This window comes from Nitrospirota bacterium (genome assembly GCA_030645475.1).
GTDB lineage: Bacteria > Nitrospirota > Nitrospiria > Nitrospirales > Nitrospiraceae > Palsa-1315.
This window is the reverse complement of sequence record JAUSMA010000069.1, coordinates 488,384-513,321: the sequence shown is the minus strand read 5'-3', so window position 1 is coordinate 513,321 and position 24,938 is coordinate 488,384. Positions and strand designations below refer to the sequence as shown.

Annotated in this window: 27 protein-coding genes and 1 pseudogene; 1 reads left to right on the top strand and 27 read right to left on the bottom strand. The window is 57.9% G+C overall.

Annotation, left to right across the window (positions count from 1 at the left end):
• Window positions 1–164: 164 nt before the first annotated feature.
• From rpmF to Q7U76_17515, 13 genes and pseudogenes are all read right to left on the bottom strand, one after another.
• Window positions 165–350, bottom strand: coding sequence for a 50S ribosomal protein L32 (gene rpmF / locus Q7U76_17575; GenBank protein MDO8358189.1), 186 nt, complete (start codon window positions 348–350; stop codon window positions 165–167).
• 37 nt (window positions 351–387) lie between these two features.
• Window positions 388–978 (bottom strand): DUF177 domain-containing protein, encoded by a 591-nt coding sequence (locus Q7U76_17570; GenBank protein ID MDO8358188.1) that lies wholly within the window; start codon window positions 976–978, stop codon window positions 388–390.
• 44 nt (window positions 979–1,022) lie between these two features.
• Window positions 1,023–1,238 (bottom strand): annotated as a pseudogene (gene rpsR, locus Q7U76_17565) (30S ribosomal protein S18).
• Between the two features lie 65 nt (window positions 1,239–1,303).
• Window positions 1,304–1,702: a single-stranded DNA-binding protein gene (locus Q7U76_17560; protein MDO8358187.1), complete on the bottom strand. Its 399-nt coding sequence runs from the start codon at window positions 1,700–1,702 to the stop codon at window positions 1,304–1,306.
• A complete protein-coding gene (gene rpsF, locus Q7U76_17555) occupies window positions 1,689–2,036 on the bottom strand; it encodes a 30S ribosomal protein S6 (protein ID MDO8358186.1) in 348 nt (115 codons plus the stop codon). The genes Q7U76_17560 and rpsF overlap by 14 nt, the downstream gene beginning before the upstream one ends.
• A 197-nt stretch (window positions 2,037–2,233) precedes the next feature.
• Entirely contained in the window at window positions 2,234–2,830 is a 597-nt protein-coding gene (gene pth / locus Q7U76_17550) for an aminoacyl-tRNA hydrolase (GenBank protein MDO8358185.1), read from the bottom strand.
• Between the two features lie 2 nt (window positions 2,831–2,832).
• Window positions 2,833–3,606: a 50S ribosomal protein L25 gene (locus Q7U76_17545; GenBank protein MDO8358184.1), complete on the bottom strand. Its 774-nt coding sequence runs from the start codon at window positions 3,604–3,606 to the stop codon at window positions 2,833–2,835.
• Between the two features lie 50 nt (window positions 3,607–3,656).
• On the bottom strand, window positions 3,657–4,598 hold the full coding sequence (locus tag Q7U76_17540; GenBank protein MDO8358183.1) for a ribose-phosphate pyrophosphokinase: 942 nt from the start codon (window positions 4,596–4,598) through the stop codon (window positions 3,657–3,659).
• A gap of 184 nt (window positions 4,599–4,782) precedes the next feature.
• Complete coding sequence (ispE, locus tag Q7U76_17535; protein ID MDO8358182.1) at window positions 4,783–5,706, bottom strand: 4-(cytidine 5'-diphospho)-2-C-methyl-D-erythritol kinase; 924 nt, start codon at window positions 5,704–5,706, stop codon at window positions 4,783–4,785.
• Window positions 5,699–7,081, bottom strand: coding sequence for a sigma-54 dependent transcriptional regulator (locus Q7U76_17530; protein MDO8358181.1), 1,383 nt, complete (start codon window positions 7,079–7,081; stop codon window positions 5,699–5,701). Before Q7U76_17530 ends, ispE begins: the two co-directional genes overlap by 8 nt.
• Entirely contained in the window at window positions 7,066–8,763 is a 1,698-nt protein-coding gene (locus Q7U76_17525; protein MDO8358180.1) for an ATP-binding protein, read from the bottom strand. The genes Q7U76_17530 and Q7U76_17525 overlap by 16 nt, the downstream gene beginning before the upstream one ends.
• Before the next feature lie 203 nt (window positions 8,764–8,966).
• Entirely contained in the window at window positions 8,967–10,184 is a 1,218-nt protein-coding gene (locus Q7U76_17520) for a type II secretion system F family protein (protein ID MDO8358179.1), read from the bottom strand.
• Window positions 10,185–10,342: 158 nt separating this feature from the next.
• Window positions 10,343–10,885 (bottom strand): CDP-alcohol phosphatidyltransferase family protein, encoded by a 543-nt coding sequence (locus Q7U76_17515; protein MDO8358178.1) that lies wholly within the window; start codon window positions 10,883–10,885, stop codon window positions 10,343–10,345.
• Between the two features lie 148 nt (window positions 10,886–11,033).
• On the opposite strand from Q7U76_17515, the gene Q7U76_17510 reads away from it, so the two are divergent.
• Window positions 11,034–11,351: a hypothetical protein gene (locus tag Q7U76_17510; protein ID MDO8358177.1), complete on the top strand. Its 318-nt coding sequence runs from the start codon at window positions 11,034–11,036 to the stop codon at window positions 11,349–11,351.
• A 7-nt stretch (window positions 11,352–11,358) separates the two neighbouring features.
• Here Q7U76_17510 and Q7U76_17505 read toward each other — a convergent pair whose 3' ends face one another.
• From Q7U76_17505 to ftsW, 14 genes are all read right to left on the bottom strand, one after another.
• A complete protein-coding gene (locus Q7U76_17505) occupies window positions 11,359–12,483 on the bottom strand; it encodes a serine hydrolase (GenBank protein MDO8358176.1) in 1,125 nt (374 codons plus the stop codon).
• 104 nt (window positions 12,484–12,587) lie between these two features.
• On the bottom strand, window positions 12,588–13,118 hold the full coding sequence (locus tag Q7U76_17500; protein ID MDO8358175.1) for a DivIVA domain-containing protein: 531 nt from the start codon (window positions 13,116–13,118) through the stop codon (window positions 12,588–12,590).
• 1 nt (window position 13,119) lies between these two features.
• Window positions 13,120–13,416 (bottom strand): YggT family protein, encoded by a 297-nt coding sequence (locus Q7U76_17495; GenBank protein ID MDO8358174.1) that lies wholly within the window; start codon window positions 13,414–13,416, stop codon window positions 13,120–13,122.
• Window positions 13,416–14,234, bottom strand: a complete 819-nt coding sequence (gene proC, locus Q7U76_17490; GenBank protein MDO8358173.1) for a pyrroline-5-carboxylate reductase — start codon at window positions 14,232–14,234, stop codon at window positions 13,416–13,418. Before proC ends, Q7U76_17495 begins: the two co-directional genes overlap by 1 nt.
• Window positions 14,227–14,937, bottom strand: a complete 711-nt coding sequence (locus tag Q7U76_17485) for a YggS family pyridoxal phosphate-dependent enzyme (protein MDO8358172.1) — start codon at window positions 14,935–14,937, stop codon at window positions 14,227–14,229. Before Q7U76_17485 ends, proC begins: the two co-directional genes overlap by 8 nt.
• 100 nt (window positions 14,938–15,037) lie before the next feature.
• Window positions 15,038–15,772 carry a peptidoglycan editing factor PgeF gene (pgeF, locus tag Q7U76_17480; GenBank protein MDO8358171.1) on the bottom strand — a complete coding sequence of 245 codons (735 nt, stop codon included), beginning with the start codon at window positions 15,770–15,772 and terminating at the stop codon, window positions 15,038–15,040.
• Window positions 15,773–15,816: 44 nt separating this feature from the next.
• A complete protein-coding gene (gene ftsZ, locus Q7U76_17475; protein MDO8358170.1) occupies window positions 15,817–17,013 on the bottom strand; it encodes a cell division protein FtsZ in 1,197 nt (398 codons plus the stop codon).
• A 57-nt stretch (window positions 17,014–17,070) separates the two neighbouring features.
• Window positions 17,071–18,315, bottom strand: a complete 1,245-nt coding sequence (gene ftsA / locus Q7U76_17470; GenBank protein MDO8358169.1) for a cell division protein FtsA — start codon at window positions 18,313–18,315, stop codon at window positions 17,071–17,073.
• The gene (locus Q7U76_17465; GenBank protein ID MDO8358168.1) at window positions 18,312–19,181 is read right to left on the bottom strand and encodes an FtsQ-type POTRA domain-containing protein; all 870 of its coding nucleotides are present in this window, start codon (window positions 19,179–19,181) and stop codon (window positions 18,312–18,314) included. Before Q7U76_17465 ends, ftsA begins: the two co-directional genes overlap by 4 nt.
• A complete protein-coding gene (locus Q7U76_17460; GenBank protein ID MDO8358167.1) occupies window positions 19,178–20,188 on the bottom strand; it encodes a D-alanine--D-alanine ligase in 1,011 nt (336 codons plus the stop codon). The genes Q7U76_17465 and Q7U76_17460 overlap by 4 nt, the downstream gene beginning before the upstream one ends.
• Before the next feature lie 4 nt (window positions 20,189–20,192).
• Window positions 20,193–21,143, bottom strand: a complete 951-nt coding sequence (gene murB / locus Q7U76_17455) for a UDP-N-acetylmuramate dehydrogenase (GenBank protein ID MDO8358166.1) — start codon at window positions 21,141–21,143, stop codon at window positions 20,193–20,195.
• A gap of 4 nt (window positions 21,144–21,147) precedes the next feature.
• On the bottom strand, window positions 21,148–22,539 hold the full coding sequence (gene murC / locus Q7U76_17450; protein ID MDO8358165.1) for a UDP-N-acetylmuramate--L-alanine ligase: 1,392 nt from the start codon (window positions 22,537–22,539) through the stop codon (window positions 21,148–21,150).
• A gap of 67 nt (window positions 22,540–22,606) precedes the next feature.
• Entirely contained in the window at window positions 22,607–23,725 is a 1,119-nt protein-coding gene (murG, locus tag Q7U76_17445) for an undecaprenyldiphospho-muramoylpentapeptide beta-N-acetylglucosaminyltransferase (GenBank protein ID MDO8358164.1), read from the bottom strand.
• Entirely contained in the window at window positions 23,722–24,909 is a 1,188-nt protein-coding gene (gene ftsW / locus Q7U76_17440) for a putative lipid II flippase FtsW (protein ID MDO8358163.1), read from the bottom strand. Before ftsW ends, murG begins: the two co-directional genes overlap by 4 nt.
• Window positions 24,910–24,938: the final 29 nt, after the last annotated feature.

Below are 24,938 nucleotides of genomic sequence, written 5' to 3'. Positions count from 1 at the left end.
ACGGACATCATTCTGATGGAGTCCCTAGAGCCCCCGTGCCCTGCAGGCGCGAACCATCGGCCAGCCAACAGCCTGCCGAGCAGGCTGCTCAACCTGACGTCTAGCAAGCCCGTAGCGAGGACGATGTTCCACGTACTCCGTTGCGTACGTGGAACGAGAGCCGACTAGGATTCTTCGACTTGGATGACTGCCTTACCCTTGTAGGTTCCGCAATTCAAGCAGGTGTAATGCGGGAGCTTGATCTCATGGCACTGCGGACAGACGGACATGCCCGGCGGGGTCATGCGCAGTTTTTGGGTGCGCCGCGTGTCGCGTCGTTCCCGTGAATGTTTATGTTTCGGATTTGGCATGGCAACTCCTTCTCACTCTCGATAGCAGGCGGTCACGCTATGATGCCGATGATCCGCCGGTCTTGCGTTTCGTGCCCTGAACCACCCGAAAAGTCGGGATCGGTGGTTCCGCGGCACATTGACAGGGCCCCTCATTCAAATTTTTTCCACATCGTGCGCAAAGCCCCAAACAGTCGTCGCTGCAGATGGGCTGCATCGGCGCGGCCAGGATGACATGTTCGCGCAACATGGGAGCCAATTCTAAAAAATTGCCTTGATATTGATACTGGTCATCCAGGTCTTCCTCTTCCTCAGCCGCCACAACCTCTTCGCGGGCCTTTCGAGGATCGACTCGCTTCGGGTGGCGCGGCGGAGACTTCGGCTCAGGGATGAACGCCGCCCTCACCGAAAAAGCCAGAGGATCCTCGTACTGCGTCAAACACCGCACACATTCGCGGAGGATCGTCCCCTCAAGCACGCCGGTTACCGCAACGAGCCCTTCGACGTTGGTCAGATCCAGGCTCACCGCGAGCGGACCACGAGCGATGGCATCATCCTCGGTCAGGCCGAGTTCTTCAGCCGTGACCTCGCCGACGAGCGAAAGCCCGTCTGCTGTAATGCTAGCCAGCGGCGGCGTTAATAGATCCATCGTGGCCCCTACCTGCATGCCCATCCCCAACGTCAGTCGTTACGTTATCGCTCTTCCGCAAAACTGATCAGCGCGATATGCCGAGCCCGCTTGACGGCAGCCGTCAATTCGCGTTGGTGCCTCATGCAATTACCGGAAATACGCCGCGGAACGATCCGCCCACGCTCCGTAAGGAAGTTTCTCAACAGCCCGACGTCTTTGAAATCGATCGCGCCTTTTTCAATACAAAACCGACAAGGCCGGCGACGCTGAAAAAACCGTCCGCCACCACCGCCTCCGTCCCGATCTCCACCCTGTTCACGCTCCATAACCGTCTCCCTTTTTGTTAGACGTGCTCTTCGGGTTCATACCCGGCATCATCGTGCGCTGGTGGCTCAACCCCGCCACCGCCATCCTGGCGTTTCGGCATAAACGTCACCGTTTGGGCCACGACCTCGTGCTTGCTGCGCTTTTGTCCGTCTTCCGTTTCCCATCGGCGCTGCTGGAGTCGTCCGTCGACGATGACACCGCTCCCCTTGCTGAGATACTGCCCGCAATGTTCCGCCTGCTTGCCAAAGACCACAATGTCGACAAAGCAGACTTCCTCTTTTAATTCTTCGCCCTGCTTGTATCGCCGACTGACCGCCAGGCCCAAGCTGGCCACCGGCGTCCCGTTCGGCGTATACCGCAACTCAGGATTCCGCGTGAGATTCCCGATCAGAATGACTTTATTAAACCCGGCCACCGGCGAACTCCTCCGATGACGTCTCGAGTGGCCGTGGCGGCACCAGTTCTTTTTTGAGATGGACGGTCAAGAACTTGAGGATGGGGTCTTCCAGCCGGTAGGACCGTTCCAATTCACCGACCGTGATGTTGGGCGCCCTGAAGTAGAAATAGGCGTACGTGCCCTTGCGTTCACGCTTCACTTCGTACGCGAGCTTCTTCTTGCCCCAGTTTTCTGACTTGATAAACTGCGCACCGGTCTTCTCTGCCACCGCCTTCATCTTCTCGATGAGGGCAGCAGTCTCTTCGTCGGTAAGAGACGTACGAATAATAAACAGAGACTCGTAGAGCTCCATGCAGCAATCCTCCTGGACAAAGGCCCCCGAACTAGTCGGGAGCAAGGTGTGGGTACGCTGGATTCAGCCAGCGCGAAGGGGTGAAGCTACCATAGCCTTGAAGAAGCTGTCAAATGAAAGGGGAGGCCCTGCGTGAATCTTCACTCTGGCCCGACCGCACGTCGACTCCTGGATTTCTCGGTACTGGCGGCAAACAATCAGCTTGCCGACGCCCCTTCATCTCCTGCCGGCTTTTCGCGGATATTGAACTGATTCATGGCCACGACTGTCCCCCTGTGGATCAAACATTCCAACGCATCGACGACGCGATCAAGAGAGGGATTCAACACCTCGAGTTCTTCTCTCGTGAACGCCTGCAGCACATAATCCGCCGAATCCTGACGTGGTGCCGGACGTCCGATTCCGATTTTTATTCGTATAAACTGAGACGTTCCGACCGCATCGATGACCGACCTGATGCCGTTATGTCCTCCGTGACCACCCTCTTGCTTGATGCGAAGACGCCCCATCTCAAGGTCAAGATCGTCGTGGAGAAGGATCAGATCTTCGGCAGTTAATGAATACTCGCGGAGGAGGCCTTTGAGCGGAGGACCGGTGATGTTCATCCAGTCGAGCGTGCCTGCAAGTTCGAGGAGTTCCGACCCGAGCCGCCCGGATCCTCGCTGCGCAAGCCCGCGCCTGGCGAGACGGATGGACCATCGAGCGGCAGCCCGCTCGATGGCCAACATGCCAATATTGTGACGAGTCTGAGCATAGGCCGCACCAGGGTTGCCCAGCCCAACGATGAGACGCACCGTTACTTCTTCTTTTCGGCTTCTTTCTTCTCAGCTTTTGGTGCCGCAGCACCCTTCTTGTCGCCGCCCTTGGCATCGGCCGCCGCTGCACCGGCCTTCCCTGCCTCGCCGCCCTCAGCACCTTCAACTTTGCCCTTGCCTGCCACTTCAGGCTCTTTCCCGCCCTCAGCTCCAGCTACGCCGCTCGCAAGGAGCGATTCCAGCTTAGCTTCCGTCATCGGCGCGGCCACACTCACAACCATGTGCTCCGGGTCATCGAGAAATTTGATCCCTTCGCGCACAGCGACATCTTTCAAGTGGAGGCCTTGCGAAATGTTCAGCCCCGACGCATCAACTTCAATAAAGTCTGGCAACACAGCCGGCAGACACTCAATATGCAACTCGCGCATATTATGATGAAGGATGCCGCCTTCCTTCACACCGGCAGGCACTCCACCGGTCAAATGGAGAGGCACTTTCACGCGAATCGGCTTGTTCATCGAGATTTCAAACAGGTCCGCATGAAGCACATTCCCCTCAACCGGATCGACCTGGAAATCGCGCAAGAGTGCGGTCCGGTTCGGAGTCGACTTCGCACCGGTCAGCGTCAGCGACACGAGTGCGGTTCCTCCCGCCTGTGCCTTCAAAATCTTGACCAAGCTATCAGGCTCAATCGTCAAGAGCAGACATTCGCCCTGCCCGTATAACACGCCGGGGATCTTGCCCTCTCGCCGGAGCTGGCGCGCCGCGCCTTTTCCGGTCTTCTCTCTCACGGTGACTGCTAGTTCGAATTTCATGATACGCCTCCGCCCCCTTCTCGCTGGTCTTCAGATATCTCGGTCTCGAGTCAGGCAAACAATGAACTCACCGACTCATCTTCATGGATACGCCTGATCGCCTCACCGAGCAGTGGTGCGACCGACAATTGATGCAACTTCGCGCAGATCTGCTCTTTGCCCCGTAACGGAATCGAATTGGTCACGATCACCTGCCTCAAGCAGGATTGCTGAATCCGGTCCAACGCTGGCCCGGTGAGAACCGCATGGGTACAAGCCGTCCACACCTCACGAGCCCCTTTATCCATACAGGCTTGAGCGCCTTTTACAATGGTGCCGGCCGTATCGATCATGTCGTCCAGCAAGAGCGCACTCTTGCCCGCGACGTCGCCGATGATGTTCATAATCTGCGTCTGGTTGGGTCCTTCACGCCGCTTGTCGATAATCGCCAGGTTCGCTTGAAGCCGCTTCGCAAATGCACGAGCCCGCTCGACTCCACCGGCATCAGGGGAAACCACCACCAGGTCGCTGACTTTTTGCTTCGTAATATAATCCAACAAGACAGGAAGCGCGTAAAGATGGTCCACCGGAATATTAAAGAATCCCTGAATCTGCCCTGCATGGAGGTCCATGGTCAAGACGCGGTCAGTCCCGGCCGTGCTGATCAGATCGGCCACGAGTTTTGCAGAAATCGGCACACGCGGCTGATCCTTACGATCCTGCCTCGCATAACCAAAATATGGAATGACCGCCGTGATGCGATTCGCGGAAGAGCGCTTAAGCGCATCAATAATAATCAACAACTCCATGAGGGAGTCGTTGACCGGCTGACAACTGGATTGCACGACGAACACGTCGGCGCCACGGACGTTTTCCTCGATCTTGACACGAATCTCGCCGTCACTGAATGACGCCACCGTGGCTTCACCAAGTTTTGTCCCGAGATAGGCACAGATCTCATGGGCCAGATCCGGATTTGCATTACCAGAGAATATCTTTAGCTCTCTGCTCATCGATTCCCCAAAAGATCCTTTGAATACGATTACGAAGGGCCTGATTTCGTATGTGGTTCATCTCGACCGCGGGCGTAGGTTGACGTAGTGAATACCCGCCGACCTCTGTTCGCTGCGCGCTGTTGAGGAAGCCAACTAAGGGGTCAGAATGTAACGGAATGTACGGAGGCTTGTCAACCAAGGCCTATCGCGGGAGTTCTTCTTGCACGAGGAGCGCGCCTGAACAGCTAGGGACAACGAATACCGTCATCAGCGGGTCACTGGCCAATTTTGACTGGGCCAGGCGCGCAACGGCCTCATCGGTGAAGACCCCGAACACCGTTGCCCCGCTTCCGGATAGCAACGCAATTTCAGCTCCTTGAGCCTGCAAACTCTGCTTGATCTCCCGGAGCTTCCCATGGGCGGCAAAAACTGGCGCCTCGAAATCATTCTCTGCCGCGGCAATGAGTTGGGCCCAGCTCACCCGCGATTGCCGGTCGAGTTCGCGCTGCGCTGGTGACAGCGGCCTCACACCAATCCTATTTGCAGCTAACTCTTGGTAAGCCCACTTGGTATTGACCCCAAACCCTGGATTCGCAAGCACAACCCAGCGCAGCCCCTCAACGACGACGGGCCGAACGGTTTCTCCCCGACCTGCCACGAAGGCTGAAGGAGCGAACAGAAAAAACGGGACATCGCTCCCCAGCGATTGCCCGACATCGGCCATCTCCAGAGAAGACCATCCCAGCTGCAACAAACGGTTCAATCCTATAATGGTCGCTGCGGCATCGCTACTCCCTCCACCAAGGCCTGCCCCCATCGGAATGCGCTTCCGAAGTTCAATCTCGAGACCGATCGACAGCCGGGCTCGCTCCACCACCGCAGCGGCTGCACGATACACGAGGTTACTTTGGTCAGCAGCCAACTGACCGGCATCACAGCTCAGGTAGATGCCCTGTCGGCCGGGACAGAGCCTGATCTGCACCTCATCTTCCAGCGCGACCGTCTGCATGATCGACCAGAGATTGTGGAACCCGTCCGGACGGCGGTCGAGGATGCGGAGAATGAGATTGATTTTGGCCGGAGCGAACACGGTGATCTCGGAGGGATTCGACTGCGAATTAATCACGGCCACCCTTGATCGCATACTTCTCTAGCCGATAACGAAACGACCGCGTGTTGAGCTTCAGTAACCTGGCAGCCTTCTTCTTGACCCACTTGGCCCGTTCCAGCGCCTGCAGCAATAAATCCTTTTCAATGCCGTTGATCAACACCTCCAAATCCACGCCATCTTCCGGCAGATCCGTAGGCACCCCATGCTGCTGAGGAATCACCACACGATGGAGCCAACCGCGAATATCTTCATCCGATACAGGCGCACCGACGGAAAATGCGACAACTCGTTCGAGCAAGTTTTCAAGCTCGCGCACGTTGCCGCGCCACTCATGGCCCAACAACACATGCATCGCCTCCGGCGTCAAGACAGGAGCCGGCTTCCCGCTTTCCTGAGAAAACTTTTCCAGAAAATGCTTCACGAGTAACGGGATATCTCCGGTGCGAAGCCGCAACGGCGGGAGCCGGATCGGGATGACATCTAAGCGGTAGTATAAGTCTTCACGAAACGATCCGTCGGCCACAGCCTTTTCAAGGTCTTTATTAGTTGCGGCCACGATGCGCACATCGACCTTCACGTCCTGAGTGCCGCCCACCCGCCGGAACTCTCGCTCCTGAATCACACGCAACAACTTCACTTGAATCGTAGGGGTAGTGTCGCCGATTTCATCCAGAAAAATGGTGCCGCCATTGGCGATCTCAAACAGCCCGGCCTTATTGGCCATTGCACCGGTGAAGGCCCCCTTCATGTGCCCGAAAAGTTCGCTTTCGAGCAACGTCTCCGGCACGGCGCTGCAATTCACCGCCACAAACGGCATCGGGCTCCGGGCACTGTTGTAGTGGATCGCGCGTGCCACCAACTCTTTGCCTGTTCCGCTTTCCCCGCAAATCAGCACATTGCTCTTGGCGTCAGCGACCTTGCGCACCACATCGAACACCTTCTGCATGCTCTCACTCTGGCCGACGATCTGCGCAAACGACGATTGGCTCGCCATTTCGCGCTTCAAGAGAATATTTTCCGTCGAGAGTCGCCGCTTCTCCAGGGCATTGCGGATAATCAGCTGCACTTCATCGACCTGGAAGGGCTTGGTCAGGTAGTCATACGCGCCCTGTTTCATCGCATCAACCGCCGAGTCCGCGGTCGCAAACGCCGTAAGGACCAGAACGACGGTTTCAGGAGACGAAGACTTCACCGCCTTGAGGACCGCCATACCGTCGGCTTTCGGCATGCGAAGGTCGGTGATCACGAGATCGAAAATTTCCCTGTTCACATGACCGATGGCCTCTTCGCCGTCCGAGGCTTCGGTCACGGCATAACCGGCTCGTGTAAGCATGATGCTCAGGACCTCGCGGAGGCTTCGCTCGTCATCAACAACTAGGATCTTTTCCACGGCGTTCGCCCCTCATGCCACAACCGCATCCCGGCATCTCCGGAACGCGGCATACAGACCACAAACCGTGAGCCATGGCGCTCCTGACTTTCGACCTTGATCCAGCCCCCGTGCAAATCGACAATGCGATGCACGGCTGCGAGACCCAGTCCTGACCCTTCTTTCTTCGTCGTGAAAAACGGGAGAAATATTTTATCCAGATTCTGCTTCGGAATGCCTTCGCCGGTGTCCTGAAAAGCAATTTCGATGACATCCCCCTTACGGCCCCCGGCATCGACGTGACGACAGCCTGTCGAGATCGTCAACTGCCCCCCCTCCGGCATCGCTTCAAAGGCGTTCGTCGCCATATTCCAGAAGACTTGCCGGAACTGATCTTGGTCGACTAGGGCCGTGAGCACCCCTGTGGCTAGAGATGTCACAATTTTGATATTTGAACGTGTTCGCGCTTCATGTTGAACGAGATCAAGCGTCTCGGCAAGTACTTTATTGAGATCGTGCTCGGCAAGATTGAGTGCCGGAGGACGGGCATACTGGAGGAATTCAGTGATGATGTTGTCGAGCCTGGTGGCCTCTCGAATCGCAATGTCCATCAGCCGGCGATTCGTTTCATCTTCCGTGGCATCTTTCCGGAGCATTTGCATGGCGCCGGCCAACGCGCCAAGCGGATTTCGAATTTCATGAGCCATTCCGGCAGACATTTCACCCAAGCTCGCCAGCCAATCCTTACGCCGCATCTCCTCTTCGAGATCCCGAATCTGCGTCAGATCCTTGAACACACCAACGAGGCCTGTCTGCTTCCCCTGCTCGTGCAATGGAGAAAGGGTCATCCCTAGGATCAGGCGATTGCCGTCAGCACGTTTACATTCCACTTCAAATCGCGTCGTCGTCGATGGGGAACCACCAATCAGTTCGTCTGATTCCTGAGCAGGATGCCAGTTAAAGATTTCGCGCCAGGGACGCCCGACCACCTGCGCGAGCGTATACCTGGTCGCTTCCTGTGCCGCCGGGTTGAACGAGGTGATACACCCCGTAGCATCTGCCGTAAATACGCCGCTGCTGATGCTATGGACAATATTCTCGTGAAAGACCTGGAGCCGGCTCAGTCCCTGCTCCTTCTCGCGTAACGATTGGTCCGCCTGGTAAAGCTGGTCGGCTAAGGTTCCGCCAAGAATGCCGACGACCAGAAGAGCAAGCGCATAGACGCCGAATGTTTGAAACGTTTCAGGCGCCGTCAGCCGGCTCGGCGGCAGCCACCCCCACGCTTCAGCAAGACCGTACAGTTGAACATTGGTTAAGAGCCCGAACAGAATGATGCAGAAACAGGCGGCAAGAAGCCCCACTCGCCGGCGAGGAACGAGACTGGCCACCGCCACCGTCATGACATACAACACCGCAAAGGGACTCTCGACTCCCCCAGTCCTCGCAACCAACACCGTTTCAAGAAGGAAGTCGATCCCGACCTGAGCCCAGAAAAATATCGTGAGTGAGACTGGTGAGGTCAGCCTACGGAGCAGGAGAGCGGAAGGAATCGTCAGAATGTACGTGAGAACAATCAGGGTGTAGAACGTTTCAACCCGCCCGCCCTTCACAACTTGGAAGACGAGAGACAGGCCGAGCGTCAGGCTCACGAGAGCCAACCGAAGCCCCATGAGCCAGTACAGTCTTACGCGCAACTCATTCATGAGTGGAAGACCTCTGGACAAGAAAGGGAATAGGCGGGACATGAAAAAAGATGTGTTTCGCTCATTCTCTTCGGATTAGGAGGCTAGAAGGTGCCTCATCGCACATTCGATGAGGCACCGAGAGGTTTAACCCTAACAGCTAAGCGCCCTCATGCTGGGAGACAGGCCTCAACTCCGCGAGAGGGACGGCAATCGCCAAGCCTCTACCCGATTGCAGAGGCCATCTTGAAGATCGGGAGGTACATCGCAATGACGATAAACCCAATCACGACCCCCAAGAACACCATCATCGCCGGCTCCAGTAATGCCGTCAACCCGGTTACGGCTTGATCAACTTCCTCTTCGTAAAAGTCTGCAATTTTCCCTAACATCGCATCCAGCGCGCCGGTTGACTCACCGACGGCGATCATATGCGTCACCATCTTCGGAAAAACTCCGCTGGCGGCCAAAGGATCGGCAATGGTCTTTCCTCCGCTGATACTGGTACGCGCATTTAACAACGTTTCTTCAACAACCTTATTTCCTGAAGTCTTTGCACAGATGGTCAACCCATCGAGGATTGGCACTCCGCTGGAGAGCAATGTCCCAAGCGTACGGGTGAACTTCGCAACCGAAGCTTTTCTGATTAAGTCTCCAACGACTGGCAACTTGAGAAGCAACGTATCGATGACCTTCCGCCCTTGAACGGTCGCATAATACTTTTTAACACCCATGATGGTCCCAACAATGCTCCCAAGAATGACGTACCAGTACGCAATAAAGAAATTACTGGCGTCGATGACCACTTGAGTGGGGCCTGGCAACGCGACTTTTCCGCCTGACAACTCCAGAAACATCTTTGCGAAAATCGGAATGACAAAGATCATGAGCACCGCGATGACAATAACGGCAACCCCCATGATCGCGGAGGGATAGATCATGGCAGATTTGATCTGCCCTTTGAGTTTCATCGCTTTCTCGATGTACACGGCAAGACGCGTCAAAATCGTATCGAGCAGACCACCCACCTCACCCGCATGCACTAGATTGACATAAAGATCGTCGAACACTTTGGGATGACGCCGCAAGGCATCCGAAAAGGTCGAGCCGGCTTCCACTTGAGTCTTCACTTCTCCGATCGTTTCTCGCAGCACTTTATTCTCAGATTGGGTCGAGAGAATTTCGAGACATTGCACCAAAGGCAGGCCTGCACTAATCATCGTGCCAAATTGCCGCGTAAACACGACCAAATCTTTATCGGTGAGACCGGATCCAAAACTCAAGTTGAATCCGCCTGCACCACCCTTCTTTTCATCGAGGCTGGTGACGACGACGCTTTGCTTGCGAAGTTGATCCACCGCCTCATCTCGGGTCTTCGCGCTTAGCTCGCCCTTCTTGACGGCACCTGATCTGGTTCGTCCGACATATGCAAAGGTAGCCATACGCAACACTCACCCTTCGATGTGGCCATGACCATGGCCGGTTGTAAACTGAGGGGAATACCTACCAGGCGAGTCTACTAATCACCCCCAAACCTGTCAAACGAATGCACAATCTCTGCGCGGGCAAAGAGGTACGCAGGCTCAAGCCCTACAACACATTAGCTGCTGAGCGCACTCGTGTGCCGGTAGCCCCGGTAGAGATAATGCAGCCCTGACAAGAGCGTAAAGGAGACCATGCCGAACAAGAGGGACAGCATGACCATGGCAGGAGGATTGATGTGACGCGAACTCAGAAATATCACCGTCACAATATAGGAGAGCTGGAGCAGCGTGGTGCCCTTGCCCAGGAACGTGGGAGTAATATCCACGTGAGATTCCGTGAAGTGCGCCACCGCCGTCCCGAGCATTAAGATCAAGTCTCGGCTGACCACAAGAATGGTGACCCACGACGGAATCAAATGAATCATCGAGAGTGTGATGAACCCGGAAGTGAGGAGCAGCTTATCGGCCAGAGGATCCAGCACGGCTCCGAGCCGGGTATGCTGATTCATCACGCGAGCGATGGCCCCATCGAGCGCATCGGTCAGTCCAGCCACGATAAGCACGATGAGGGCTTGATCGAATCTGCCGTAGACAAGCAGCCCGATGTAGCAGGGAATCAGGAGAATGCGAAGGATGGTCAAGCTGTTGGGAATATTCATCGCGTCCAAAGCTACGCACGTCGACCGATCACAACGGCGAGAAATGATAGGGGGGGCATCAAGAGGTTGTCAACGGCTTGCAGTCGGCACAGCCTCTCCTTATAATCAGGGCCCTAGACCGTTCCACGTGGGTATTATGGAGGTGGTGATGAGTTCGCTTCCGCTACTTTTCAAAAAAGAAGGTCTCGTTGAAAAGCACCAGGTTGAAGGAGTCGACCCGAGCGATCGGTACTTCAATCGCGCAGTCCTCGTCAATCGAACCACCTCAGGCTACGCCGCCAAGGCCATGTATGAAGCCCTGACTGTCGAGGGGCACTCGCACCCGACTATTCCCGCTGCGGTGCAAGAGCTCATCAATGCCATGCAGGGATTCGGCTTCAGCAAATTGAGAACGCGCGCGAATTTCAAAGGCACGAAGTATCTCGCCGAAAAAGAAACCTGGGTTGAGTACCAGGACCCCGCGTAGTCGCTCCTTATCCTCGAGAGACATACTCACGATAGACCAGGTCGTGAATGAGCGGGCGGAAGACTTTTATCTTCTCGTTCTTCCGAGTCGGATGTACCCGGTTGGATAACAGCACCACCTCTAATTCACACAGAGGATCAATCCACAACGACGTCCCTGTATAGCCGAGATGCCCGAACGACCGCTCTGAGAAGCAGGACCCCGATGAGGACGGCGCCGACGGAGTATCCCATCCCAACGCCCAACTCGATTGCGAAACAGATTCTTGGCGCGTCGTAAACTGCCTGACAAACTTCTCCTCCAGAATCGACTCTCTTCCATGATAGCCGCTGAGCCAGGCTCCGGACACAGCCAGTACCGACTCAGCAGTCCCGAATAACCCTGCATGACCAGCAACACCACCCATCGATGCGGCATTTTCGTCATGGACCTCCCCACGTAAAAGGCGATGACGCCACACATCCTGTTCGGTCGGAGCAATTCTTGATACCTCGGGCAGGGATTGCCCGCTTCCTGCTACTGGGCGAAATAGCAACGGGGCAGCCCCTGTCGGCCGAGCGATCGCGTCTTCACACCATCGGTCCAATGCCATGCCACACAGACGCTCCACCAGAAATCCCAGCAGCATGAATCCGAGGTCGCTGTACATGCTGCGCTCGCCTCGTACGTAGATCAATGGCTCGTCACGAATCATGCTCAGCACGGCTTCCCTGATGGACTGATTCCCGCCAGAATAGCCCGAAGTCATACCTCGTGCTTCGAGCCGTTCGTATATCGGTCGCCAACCTGGCAGGCCTGAGCGATGGGTCAGGAGATCTCGCACTGTCGCCTCCCCGATCAGCGTCCCTTCAAGCTCTACCAACACCTGCTGTATGGGGTCTTCGAGAGCCACCTTGGCGCGCTGAATCAGGAGTACGATGGAGGTGACGGTTGCTAACGGCTTCGTCAGCGAGGCAAGGTCGTAGAGAGTGGCGGGTTGCACGAGAAGGCCGGGGGGCTCTGACGACAATCGTCCAGCCACCACAGCACATTGCAGTTCGCCCTGCAGGCGTACCGACAACTGGGCACCGGGAAAGACCCCCTCGTCAACAGCCTTTTGTAATGCCGCTTCAATGACGTGATGGGTGGCCATAGGCAAAACAATCTGTCACGGGTGGGGACATGGCTGCTGGAGAGGGCGTCTCGAAACCAACCGAAGAACGGACCAGTGAACAAAAACTGATCAGGTCAAACGAGTCACAATGCCGGGCTCGACTCTCCTTCGAGCTTCTCTTCCGATGCGGTCGCAGCATCGTGCAGCGCTTCCTGCTCTTCCACTTCTAACATTCGCTCGAACATCCGCAACGATGCGCGCAGCCGTTCAACCATGAGCATCCGCTGTTTCTGAAGCGATAAGAGGTCTCGTTGCGTATCGGTCAGTTCGACTCTGGCCTGACGGATCAACTCACCGGCCTTCAGTTCGGCTTCTTTGATGACGAGGTCCGCCTCTCGCTGAGCATTTCGTTTCACATCTTCTGCCAGCGACTGCGCCGACAAGAGCGTACTCGACAGCGTCGATTCCGTCCGCTTCATCTCAGCAAGCTGCTGCTCCAGGAATAGGATCTTTTCTCGCTGGACTGCCTGGTCCCGATTCAACGATTCGACCGTCTGCGCCAACTCCTCGAGAAAGCGATTGACCTCTTCCTTATCGTAGCCGCGAAAACTGACCCTGAACACCATTTGCTGGATATCGAGCGGTGTAATTCTCATGGCATCCCCCATGGTCATATCAGTTCATCCTCATGGCTAATTCCTTGAGTGATTGCACCACCGCGATCTGCAAGAATGTAATGATCAGAATCACGATGAGCGGCGACAAATCCATCCCCATGCGCCACCCAATCCATCGACGAATCGGCGCCAAGACCGGTTCGGTCGCGCGATCGAGAAATTGCACGATGGGATTCCATGGGTCCGGATTGACCCACGAGATCAGAGCACGCGCGATGATCACCCACATATACAGCCACAACACATAGTCGAGGATGGTCGCGACCGCCGTCAATACGTTGCCTGCAACAAACATCAGTGTCCCAACTCCTTCGATCGTATCGTCGCCGCTTCGACGGCCGACATCAACGTCGCACGAAATCTCCCCTGTTCAAGCTGATGCAGCCCAGCAATGGTCGTGCCTCCGGAAGAAGCCACCCGATCTTTCAGTTGAGCGGGGTGCATCCCCGACTCCAAGACCAACCGAGCCGCGCCGAGCACCGTCTGGGCAGCCAGGAGCTCGGCAACCTGCCGCGGGAGCCCCATCTTGACGCCCCCGTCCGCCAACGATTCAATGGCAAGAAACACATAGGCTGGCCCACTGCCGCTTAATCCGGTCACGGCATCCATCAATCGCTCCTCGATCAGCACCACTCGGCCGACTGCTTCGAATACCGTTCTGGCCATTCGGCTGTCATCTTCAGATACCGCGCTGCCCAGGGCAAGAGCGGTCATCCCCTCCCGGACCAATGCCGGCGTATTCGGCATCGCACGAACGACCCGCATCGCTCCGGCCATCTGTTCCGCAATGGCTTGAATCGTCACCCCTGCTACAATAGAAATCACCAGCGCATGGGCCAGGGATGAGCCAAGATCACTGAGCACAATCTGAAGCGTCTGGGGCTTCACCGCCAAGACGACCACATCGGCCCAAGCGACTGCCTCACGATTGGCAGAGCCAACCCGAATGCCGAATTGACGCTTCAAGTGATCCCGGCGTTCGGCAACGGGGTCCGTCGCCCATATCGACTCGGCAGGGCAGACCTGTCCGGAGAGCAGCCCGCCGATCATGGCCTCTGCCATCTGGCCGCCCCCGATAAAGGCAATCTTGTTCGTGATCGTTGGACTAGCCACGTCGTGCTCCAAATATAGCCGTGCCGACCCGCACCATCGTGGCCCCCTCTTCAACGGCCACGGAATAATCGCTCGACATGCCCATCGAAAGTTCCTTCAGCGAGACGGTACTGATCGATTGATGTGAGAGGCGCTCGGCCAACTCACGCAAACGACGGAAATAGGGGCGAGACTGCTCAGGATCGCTGGTGGGAGGGGGAATCGCCATGAGCCCCTTCACCTCCACATGGGGCAAGGCCCCTAGCCGTGGCAGCAATCCCTCAAGCTCGTCAGGGCGAAAGCCTGTCTTCGTCGCCTCCCCCTCAAGATTGACCTCCATCAGCACCGCTTGCCTCACCCCTGCTTCTTGCGCCCGCTTTTCTATCTCTTCTGCCAGTTCGAGACTATCGACCGAATGAATCAGGTCGAAGACCCCGACGACCGATCGAACCTTTCGACGCTGCAGGTGGCCGATAAAATGCCACTGAATCGGCGCGCCCCGTAAACCTTCGATTTTCGGAAGGGCCTCTTGGAGGCGGTTCTCGCCCAGGATCGTCAGCCCTGACGCAATCCCCTCGCGAAGCTGATCGAGCCCCACTGACTTTGTCGCGGCGACGAGACGCACGCTGCCTTCGGGCCGTCCAGCTTGCCGAGTCGCAAGCCGGATCTGCTCGAGCACGAATCGAATATTCTCACTGATTGAACCACCGACCGGTACATCCATCTCATTTGATCGCCATAGCTGAAGCCCTGCCGCTCGAACGTTCGGAGGTATTGTACCCAAACCACCAAACAAATGTCAGCGCAGGCGGCCAGACCACCTGTTACCGGCTGGAAACAAGAGTGATCCCGCTGACCATCGTTCCGTTCACACGGCCTTCCCGTCGATAGGAATAGAAGAGCTCATCGTGGCAGATCGTGCAGAGATTCACCGATGAGACAGCACGTGACGCGACACCCTCTCCTTCTACTTGTCGACGGATCAAGGCCTTGAGATCCAAGCGCGCGTTGTGTCCCTGATAGTCCCGCACGACCGATTCCCAATCCGGCAATCCCGCTTGGAGCTGGTCGAGCACAGGGCCATCCACTTCATAGCAACAAGGACCAGCCGAGGGTCCAATACTGACTCGCAAATCCGACCGCGTCGATCCGAATCTGGTCACCATGAGCGAAAGCGTCTTCGGCACAATCCCGGCGACAGCCCCCCTCCAGCCGGCATGAATCGCGGCCACGACGTGTCGACGGGGGTCATGCACGAGGACAGGGACACAATCCGCCGTACGCACCGCCACCGTGACGCCAGGCTGGTCGGTCACCAGTGCGTCCCACCCGCCAGGGAACTGGTCCGACTCAATCAGTGGCCGATCCACCACCAGCGCGTCAGTTCCATGCACTTGCTTGACAGACAGCAGCCAGCCACGCCCCTGGGCCCCGGACTGGCGAGCCGGCACTCCGACCTCAAGCGCTAACGAATCCGCATGACGGCGTGTGCCGAAAAAATGCCGGACACCGTCCCGTGCGGATGCGAAAGCAGGAACCGTGATGACCGCTGCACTCATAGCCCTACTCCGATGAGACAACTCACGGTCACAGACCTGTCGACTTAGTCGACCTGTTTGCGTAAAAACGTGGGCACATCCCATTCATCATCTGCCACAACCGCGACTCGCTCCATCGATTCTCTCGAATCGCTCGGCCGCCGCAAGAAACTTGGACGATCGAGATCCTTGAGCGGCCGGTCTGCATAGGATCGGTCGCCCATCGAGGCTCCCACTCCTGTCGCGACCTGTTGCCCACTACGTGTACTCCGCGCCGCAACCGCAGGAATCGGAGCAGCCTGCTCCTCCCGTTCAAATCCCGTCGCAATCACCGTCACGACCAGATCATCACCCATGTCGGGATTGATCACCTGTCCGACAATGATATTGGCTTCCGGATCGGCTGTCTGCTGGACAATCGTGGCCGCTTCCTCGATCTCGTGCAGAGACATATTGGGTCCGCCGGTGATATTCAACAACACGCCGCGCGCGCCCTCCACACTGCCTTCTTCCAGCAATGGACTGCAGATCGCCTTCTGCGCCGCTTCAATCGCCCGATTCGTGCCGCGCGCCACACCCATGCCCATCACCGCACGCCCCGTATGCGACATAATCGTGCGGACGTCGGCAAAGTCCACGTTCACATGGCCGGTAGTCGTAATCACATCCGCAATCCCTTGAATCGCCTGCCGGAGGACGTCATCGGCGACCTTGAAGGCTTCGAGCAACGGCGTGGATTTATCGACGATGCCGAGCAATCGCTGGTTGGGAATCACGAGCAAGGTATCCACGTGGCGGCGGAGATCACGAATCCCTTCATCCGCATGACTCATCCGGCGATGACCTTCATAGGTAAATGGCTTGGTGACAACCCCGACCGTCAAGATGCCGAGTTCACGCGCGATGCTCGCCACGATCGGCGCGGCGCCGGTTCCTGTTCCACCACCCATGCCCGCAGTGACGAACACCATGTCGGCACCCTCAAGACATTCCCGAATCTGATCTTTGCTTTCCAGCGCTGAGTCTTTCCCGACTTCCGGCTTGGCTCCAGCGCCGAGTCCCCTGGTCCGCTCAGGCCCCAGTTGCACCTTATACGAGGCCCGCGACCGATCCAACGCCTGCAGATCGGTATTGGCTGCAATGAAATCGACCCGCGCCAGTCCGGACGTGATCATCGTGTTAATGGCATTGCACCCGGCGCCACCCACACCGATCACTTTGATCCGAACCGGGGATACGACATCCTCTTCAAATGAAAACATCAGGACACCTCCCTTAATAATAGAATCCGCGTGACGGGCATCCGCCTCGCGTCACAGTTAAAAGAACTCGAACATCCAAGTTTTCATCCGATCGAACGCTTTGCTCAACGGCCGTCCACCGCGCAGACCGGCTGTAGCCATCTCCTCGGCATGGTGCCGGGCATGGAGCAATAGACCGACTCCTGTGGCATGCATGGGATTGCTGACGATGTCGCGAAGCCCTCCGACCCCGCTGGGCGCACCGCGGCGAGCCGGAAGATTCAAGACCTGCTCTGCCGCATCGGGCATCCCTTCCAACAACGACGTCCCCCCGGTAATGACCACCCCTGCGCCCAACATCCCCTCGTACCCGGCGCGCGCGATTTCCCGGCGGACCAGCTCGAATATTTCCGCGACCCTCGGCTCAAGAATCTCCGCGACATCACGGCGCGAAAACGTCCTGGCGGGACGGTCCCCGACCGACGGCACCTCCACTGTTTCATGGCCCTGTACCAATCCTGTCAAAGCAATCCCATGCTGCAGCTTGATCTTCTCAGCCTCGACCTGCGTAGTCAGCAACCCGATCGCGAGATCCTTCGTCAAATTCTGCCCGCCGATCGGCAACACCGCGGAATGCCTGATACTCCCGTCGAGAAAAATCGCGAGGTCGGTCGTCCCCCCCCCGAGATCGATCATGACGACTCCCAGATCCCGCTCTTCCACGCTCAAGACTGCCTCACTGGAAGCCAACGGCTGCAGCACGATATCCACGACATCGAGTCCCGCGCGATTCACGCACTTGATGATGTTCTGCGCGGACGTCACGGCGCCGGTAATCACATGGACGTTCACCTCAAGGCGGTTTCCGGACAGTCCCAACGGCTCCCTGATACCCTCTTGCCCGTCTACCGTAAATTCGCGCGGCAACACATGGAGGATCCGCCGGTCGTGAGGAATCACCGCCAGCGTGCGGGCACTCTCGATGGCCCGCTGGATATCCTCCCGCGTGACTTCTAACTTCTTGAGAGGCACCACGCCCTTGCAGTTCTCCGCAGAAATATGACTGCCGGCAATGCCGGTATAGACGGAATTGATCTGGACCGCCGCCATGAGCTCCGCTTCCTCGACCGCCTTTTTGATCGATTCGACGGTACTTTCGATATCGACCACGACACCTTTACGGAGACCTCGGGAAGGACTGGACCCGACTCCGATGATGTTCAGCGCCCCATCATCGGTGATTTCCGAAACGATGGCGCAGATCTTCGTGGTCCCGATATCCAACCCCACAAGAATCTGATCACGCTTCGGCACAGCCCTCACCCCCTTTCACGCACAATCACACGGTTGTCGTAACGCAAATCGATCTCGCTGCCCTCATGCTTCCGCCCATCGAACGATGCCATCTTCAACGACGGCTTCACTTTCTGGAACCGTTCCCACTGATCGACCAAGGCATCGGCGCCGAACTGAAATCGCATCCCGTTGGCCGAGGCCACCACATTCGTAGGACTCGCGAGATCCACTTCTATTCGCCCTTCGATAGAATTGCCGATGAGCCTGGCCAGCACGACCCCGGACTGCACCGAGTTGCGGACGCGAGCATCGCCCCGCAGAAGCGACTTCGGCTCCAATCCGATCAATAACGGCAACGTGAGCTCATCCTGCCTGCCCAGCTTGGCCAGGAGGTGCCCGCTTTCATCGCTCAGCCAATGGTCTACGCCCGTGCGAATAATCGCGGCCGGCGTGCGCTCCAATACCGTCACATGCAGCAGATGCGGAGGCCTGCGTTCGACGATCACGTCTTTGATCCAGGCATGCGTCCGCACACGCTCGGCAAGAAAACCGGTACTGACTTGCTGAAGCCCCATGCCGGGCTTCAAACCAAGCAATTCCACCACTTCCGGCTTCGTCACATGGTGAATCCCCTCCACCTCGACCTCACGGATTTCCAGCCAGCGCTGAAGCACCGGTCCCATCTCTCGTGTCGCGAAGGTCAGCCCCCAGGCCAAGGCCGCAAGACCGATGATCCATGTTCCGATGCGCAAGGCTCGTCGTCCCCGCGAGAACAGTCTCTCTCGATTCGCCTGCTGCCGTTGCTCAGCGACCTCGCTTGCACGCGCCCCCTTCCACTGATTGAGCCGAGGGCCAATGGCGCGCACCGCTCGCTTCCGCATGGACAACTTCATGGCTTGTGCGCTTCCTCTGACGACTGATCAACGCGAGCGGCTCGAACAAGTGCGGACTCCAGTATCCGTTCGGTCAGCTCGTCATAATCGATCTTGGCTCGCCCCGCCGCCATCGGCAACAAACTCGTTTCCGTCATCCCCGGCGCCGTATTGATCTCCAGCACAAACGGACGTCCTTTCGGGGTAATACGGAAATCCACCCGGGCCGCGCCTTCGCAACCCAGCACCTCATAGGTGCGCAACGCCAGCGCGCGAATCTGCTTGGTCACCGCCGCCGTTAACGGTGCGGGACAGAGGTACTGCGTTTTCCCCTTTTCATACTTCGCGGCGAAATCGTAGAACCCACCAGGCGCCACAATCTCCACAGCAGGGAGGACCAATGGCGAAATGGCCTGTCTCCCGATGATCGAGACCGTGACCTCATGCCCCGGGATGTAGGCCTCGACCATCGCATCCGTATCGTAACGATGGGCCAAGGCCAAGGCGTCACGCCATTGCGCCGGCTTCCGCACGATGGTGACACCGATGGTGGAGCCCTGCGACGCAGGCTTGACCACGACTGGCCAGCGCAACTTCGCCGTCCGCAACAGGGTGGCGCTCGACACCTTCGTCCCTCGCTTCACGACGGTACCTCCAGGCACAGGAATACCCGCCAAGGCCAAGAGCGTTTTTGTCGTCACTTTATGCATGCCAACCGCACTGGCCTGGATACCGGACCCGGTGTAAGGAATGCCCACTGTTTCCAGAAATCCTTGAATCGCGCCATCCTCCCCGCCTGGGCCATGTAAGGCGAGAAAGGCCACAGCAATCTTCTGATCGCGCAAATCCTGGGAGAGCGTCGGACCGACATCGATCGCCACGGCGTCATACCCACGGCGCACCAGCGATCGATGCACCGCGGTGCCTGTCCTGAGCGACACCTCGCGCTCGGCCGATTGCCCACCCATCAGCACCCCGATGCGGGCACGCGTAAGAAGGGGGCGCTCTGTCAGTCGAGGTTGGCTCATCTCGCTACATCGCTCCTACGATTTTAAGTTCAAGTTCTAACCGCACACCAGCCCGACGGCGTATGGTGCTGCGGACTTTTTTAATCAGTGCAATCACGTCCGCCGCACGCGCCTGTCCCCGGTTCACCATAAAGTTGGCATGTTTCAACGACACTTCTGCATCGCCGACTCGCGCCCCCTTGAGACCGGTCGCCTCGATCAATCGGCCGGCAGAATCGTTCGGAGGGTTTTTGAAGACACAACCGGCGCTCGGCATCGCCAGCGGCTGCGTGTCTCGTCGGTAATGGAGATAGTCTTTCACCACTTTCTCGATCTCCGAACGGACCCCCTGCTTCAACTGCAGCCATACCCCGACGACGATGCCGCGTGGAAGCAGGGCCCGGCGATACTCGAACGTCACCTGGGCTGCGTCCACGTCCACGATCTGGCCTTTCATATTCACCATCCGAACGGCCTTCACCGAGTCCTTCATCTCCCCGAGCTTCGTCCCGGCGTTCATCACCACACAACCGGCCACAGTCCCAGGAATTCCCGCCGCCCATTCCAGGCCCGCGAGGGAGTGGCGGATGGCGTAAGCGATCAACGTCGGCATCCCGACGCCACCATCGGAATACAGAACTGCCCCCGATTCTTCTTTGATCGTCCGCAACCGCACCAGACTGACCACGATGCCTCGGATGCCCCCATCCCGAATGAGCAAATTCGTTCCGCCCACGACAAACAGAGGGACCTTGCGCGCGCGCGCTTGCCGGACCACCAGACAGACATCTTCAATATCAGCCGGCTCCACCACGACATCCGCAGGCCCTCCAATTTTGAAGGAGGTGTACTCTCGCAACGGGGCCTGGAAGGACACAGATCCCCGAACACCTGCCACCGCGGCCCGCACATCTGCCTGCGTAAACCTCGCAGGGACGCTCGCTGTTGTCGTGACATGCTGGCTACCTCGCTTCATGACATCATGCTGTGGGAGTCAACCGGGCCAAGAGGCCAAGCCCCGTCTTCCAAATATCCCCCGCCCCGAGCGTAATGACGAGGTCCCCGGATTTCAGATGGGGCAATACCTGATCGACCAACGTATCTTTCTGTTCCACAAAGGTCACAGAGGGATGGCCTGCGGCACGCACAATCTCCGCCAGCTTCGCTCCGGACACCCCTGGAATCGGCTGCTCGCCTGCCGCATAAATGTCCGTCAAAAACAGCACGTCCGATTGCTCGAACGCTTTGGAAAAATCCTCCAGCAAATCTCGCGTCCTGGTATAGCGATGCGGCTGGAACAGCACCACCAACCGCCGGTCTCCCCAGCCTTGCTTCGCCGCGGCCAGGGTGGCCTTGATTTCGGTCGGATGATGCCCGTAGTCGTCCACGACCATGATCCCATTGGCTTCCCCTCGCAGATGGAATCGACGCTCCACCCCGGTATAGGCCGCCAGCGCTTTTCGGATAAGGTCCACCGGCACATCCAACTCGATCCCGATCGCAATCGCCACGAGTGCGTTGGAGACATTGTGCCGGCCTGGCACGGCCAGGCGGAACGGGCCCAGATTTCGTCCACGGAACTGCGCCCGAAACTCGGCGCCCCATTGGTTCAAGCTGATCTCCGTCGCAAAGAAGTCCGGAGTCACCCCACCTGGTTCACTCAGCCCATAGGTCTGATAACGTTTCACGATGTTCGGGAAGAGCGCCCTGAGCCGATCATCGTCGGCACACAACACCGCCAATCCATAGAACGGAACTTTATTGATAAACTCGAGGAAGCTTTCGTTGATCTTCTCCATGCTGCCGTAGTGATCGAGATGTTCCCGATCGAGGTTCGTGACGGCAGCGATGGTCGGAGACAGACGAAGGAACGACCCGTCGCTCTCATCGGCTTCCGCCACGAGGAGATCGCCGCGACCCAGCCGCGCATGACTCCCCAGCGCATTCACTTTGCCCCCGATGACCATCGTGGGATCCAGGCCCCCCTGCGCCAGCACATTGGCCACCATCGACGTCGTCGTGGTTTTCCCGTGGGCGCCGGCAATGGCAACCCCGAACTTCAGCCGCATCAGCTCCGCCAGCATCTCAGCCCGAGGAATCACGGGAATCTGCTTGGCCTTGGCCGCCACGACCTCGGGATTCTGTGCCGATACGGCAGAAGAGATCACGACAACCTGGGCCTCTCCGACGTTCGATTCCTGATGGCCGACAAAAATGCGTCCACCGAGTTCTTCCAATCTGCGCGTCGTATCAGAGGCCTGCAGATCCGAACCCGTGACTTTGTACCCCAACGTCAGCAGCACCTCGGCAATGCCGCTCATCCCCGATCCCCCGATTCCGACTAAATGAATCTGTTGTGTTTTACGAAACATTGGCGCGCGCCTTACTCCACCAACCGGTGGATACGGAGATTGTTCCTGCCGACGTTGCCCTGCACCATTAAACTCCTGCCGCTCCACCAGACCGGTTGACATCATGATGGCCCTCCATGAGTGCATAGCATTCGCGGACGATGACCTCGGCCGCATCGATTTTCCTCATCGCCATACTTGCCGTTCCCATGACCCGTACTCGTTCAGGATCTCCAAGAATCGCCACCACTGTGCGAGCAAGCAGGGCGCCTGTGAGCGCAGCTTGCGGGAGGACCACTGCGGCCCCGGCTGCTTCCATCACCTTGGCATTCCGCATCTGGTGGTCGTAAATGGCGGTCGGCAGCGGAATGAGAATGGCCGGCTTGCCGCATGTCGTGAGCTCCGCCACCGTCATGGCGCCGGCTCTCGCAACAACGAGATCCGCCTGGCGCAATGCCGCAGGCATGTCATAGAGAAATGGCGTCACCTCCGCGACGATGCCGGCACGGCGGTAAGCCTCAGCCACTCGTGCATGGTCGGACTCGCCGGTCTGATGGGTCACCGTGAGAGTGGGCAACTGCGTCATGAGTTCGGGCAATCCTTCTATCACTGCAGTATTCATCGCCTTTGCCCCCTGACTCCCGCCGAAAATCAGCACATGAAAGGGTCCCGATCTCTCCTGGCTCTGCTGAACTCCATCCAGAAATGCCTGACGAATCGGAGTCCCCACCACCCGCACCTTCGAACGAGTAAACGAGTCAGCTGCCGATTCGAACGCGAGAAAGACCCGTTGTGCGAGCGGCCCGACTGCCTTGTTTGCCATCCCAGGATTCGCATTCGGTTCAAGAATCACGCGTGGCACCCCGATCATTGCGGCAGCAAGCAGCACCATCGGACTCGTATAGCCGCCGATTCCGATCACCAGATCAGCCCCTCTCGCTCGCAACAGTCTCAGGCACTGCCACAAACTTTTCGGCAACGCGCACAAGCCTGTCATCGCCCCGAACAGCCCCTTGCCCATGACCGGCTTGGCACTGATCAAGGCCAGATCGAATCCCTCGTGAGCCAGCACTTTCGATTCGAGTCCCCGCGTGGTCCCGACAAACAACACCTTGATCGTGGGATCGCGCCGGAGAAACTCCCTTGCCAACGCCACGGCCGGATACAAATGGCCACCGGTTCCTCCTGCTGCAATGACGATCGTCATTCGTGATCCGACCCACTGCGAGACCCGCCGGCATGTCGATCTCGTGAAATACTGAGCAGCACTCCGACGCCGATCAGACTGACGACGAGCGACGAGCCCCCGTAACTGACGAACGGTAACGTCAGTCCCTTCGTCGGCAGAAGCCCGGTTACCACCGCCGCATTCACTAAAGCCTGGCCTCCGATCAGCAGGGTGATCCCCATCCCTAAATAGCGGCCAAAGGGCACCCGCGCTCGCGTGGCGATCTGAAACCCCCGCCAGACAAATACTGCAAAGAGAAGAATGACGGTAACGGTCCCGACAAGGCCCAGTTCTTCGCCGACCAGCGCCAGCACAAAGTCCGTATGGGCTTCCGGAAGGAAGTAGAGCTTCTGCTTGCCCTCTCCCAACCCCACGCCGAATGGGCCACCGCTGCCAAAGGCCAAGAACGATTGCGTAATTTGAAATCCGGCGTCCCCCGCATCCTTCCAGGGAGCCAAAAAGGTCATGAGCCGTTGGCGCCGATAACTGGACCCAAGGACCAGCACCAAGACGACCGGGATCGCACAGAGGCCGAGCGTCAATAGATGGGAGACGCGCGCGCCCGCGAGAAAACACATCCCGACCGTCACCAGTCCAAGCACGACGACCGTTCCAAGGTCCGGTTCCAGCAATACCAGTCCGCTCAGGAGTCCGAGCACGATCAAGGCCGGCAACAGCCCCTCGCGAAACGACGTAATCTTGTCCCCTTTTTTGGTCAGATACGCCGCGATATAGATGACCGTGACAAGCTTGACCATTTCCGCCGGCTGCATCGAAATCGGCCCCAACCGCAACCAGCGCCGTGCCCCTTTGGCCGCCACACCCAACCCCGGCACCAGCACCATGACGAGCAGCAGCAGCATGCCGAACAACATGGGAATGGAGAGCTTCTTCCACAGCGGGTAATCGATCCGCGACGTGAGGTGCATCAGCAGCAAGCCGAACGCGAGCCAGGCGACCTGCCGCTTCAGAAAAAACCCGGGATCCTGAAAGCGGTTGCCCGCCACGATGGCGCTCGCGCTGAACACCATGACCAGCCCCACCAACGCCAAGGTCATCGTGACCGCAAGCAGGGTGTAGTCCGCCGACACCCGCTTCGTACCCGATCGTTGGCTGGTCTGGGACCATGGCAGGGCCAAAGTCCCCGCTGATCGATGCGCCATTGCTCAGAACCGCCCCTCCCTCGCCTGGC

What these genes read in the sequence shown, in the direction of transcription:
- ftsZ (MDO8358170.1), bottom strand. Translation starts at nt 17,013, where the DNA reads ATGTTTTCATTTGAAGAGGATGTCGTATCCCCGGTTCGGATCAAAGTG.
- ftsW (MDO8358163.1), bottom strand. Translation starts at nt 24,909, where the DNA reads ATGGCGCATCGATCAGCGGGGACTTTGGCCCTGCCATGGTCCCAGACC.
- murG (MDO8358164.1), bottom strand. Translation starts at nt 23,725, where the DNA reads ATGACGATCGTCATTGCAGCAGGAGGAACCGGTGGCCATTTGTATCCG.
- rpmF (MDO8358189.1), bottom strand. Translation starts at nt 350, where the DNA reads ATGCCAAATCCGAAACATAAACATTCACGGGAACGACGCGACACGCGG.
- murB (MDO8358166.1), bottom strand. Translation starts at nt 21,143, where the DNA reads ATGAAGCGAGGTAGCCAGCATGTCACGACAACAGCGAGCGTCCCTGCG.
- Q7U76_17500 (MDO8358175.1), bottom strand. Translation starts at nt 13,118, where the DNA reads ATGACCATGGGGGATGCCATGAGAATTACACCGCTCGATATCCAGCAA.
- murC (MDO8358165.1), bottom strand. Translation starts at nt 22,539, where the DNA reads ATGTTTCGTAAAACACAACAGATTCATTTAGTCGGAATCGGGGGATCG.
- Q7U76_17540 (MDO8358183.1), bottom strand. Translation starts at nt 4,598, where the DNA reads ATGAGCAGAGAGCTAAAGATATTCTCTGGTAATGCAAATCCGGATCTG.
- rpsF (MDO8358186.1), bottom strand. Translation starts at nt 2,036, where the DNA reads ATGGAGCTCTACGAGTCTCTGTTTATTATTCGTACGTCTCTTACCGAC.
- Q7U76_17505 (MDO8358176.1), bottom strand. Translation starts at nt 12,483, where the DNA reads ATGGCCACCCATCACGTCATTGAAGCGGCATTACAAAAGGCTGTTGAC.
- Q7U76_17515 (MDO8358178.1), bottom strand. Translation starts at nt 10,885, where the DNA reads ATGAATATTCCCAACAGCTTGACCATCCTTCGCATTCTCCTGATTCCC.
- Q7U76_17485 (MDO8358172.1), bottom strand. Translation starts at nt 14,937, where the DNA reads ATGGATGTACCGGTCGGTGGTTCAATCAGTGAGAATATTCGATTCGTG.
- Q7U76_17460 (MDO8358167.1), bottom strand. Translation starts at nt 20,188, where the DNA reads ATGAGCCAACCTCGACTGACAGAGCGCCCCCTTCTTACGCGTGCCCGC.
- Q7U76_17510 (MDO8358177.1), top strand. Translation starts at nt 11,034, where the DNA reads ATGAGTTCGCTTCCGCTACTTTTCAAAAAAGAAGGTCTCGTTGAAAAG.
- Q7U76_17545 (MDO8358184.1), bottom strand. Translation starts at nt 3,606, where the DNA reads ATGAAATTCGAACTAGCAGTCACCGTGAGAGAGAAGACCGGAAAAGGC.
- Q7U76_17520 (MDO8358179.1), bottom strand. Translation starts at nt 10,184, where the DNA reads ATGGCTACCTTTGCATATGTCGGACGAACCAGATCAGGTGCCGTCAAG.
- Q7U76_17465 (MDO8358168.1), bottom strand. Translation starts at nt 19,181, where the DNA reads ATGAAGTTGTCCATGCGGAAGCGAGCGGTGCGCGCCATTGGCCCTCGG.
- Q7U76_17495 (MDO8358174.1), bottom strand. Translation starts at nt 13,416, where the DNA reads ATGTTTGTTGCAGGCAACGTATTGACGGCGGTCGCGACCATCCTCGAC.
- Q7U76_17570 (MDO8358188.1), bottom strand. Translation starts at nt 978, where the DNA reads ATGGATCTATTAACGCCGCCGCTGGCTAGCATTACAGCAGACGGGCTT.
- Q7U76_17525 (MDO8358180.1), bottom strand. Translation starts at nt 8,763, where the DNA reads ATGAATGAGTTGCGCGTAAGACTGTACTGGCTCATGGGGCTTCGGTTG.
- pgeF (MDO8358171.1), bottom strand. Translation starts at nt 15,772, where the DNA reads ATGAGTGCAGCGGTCATCACGGTTCCTGCTTTCGCATCCGCACGGGAC.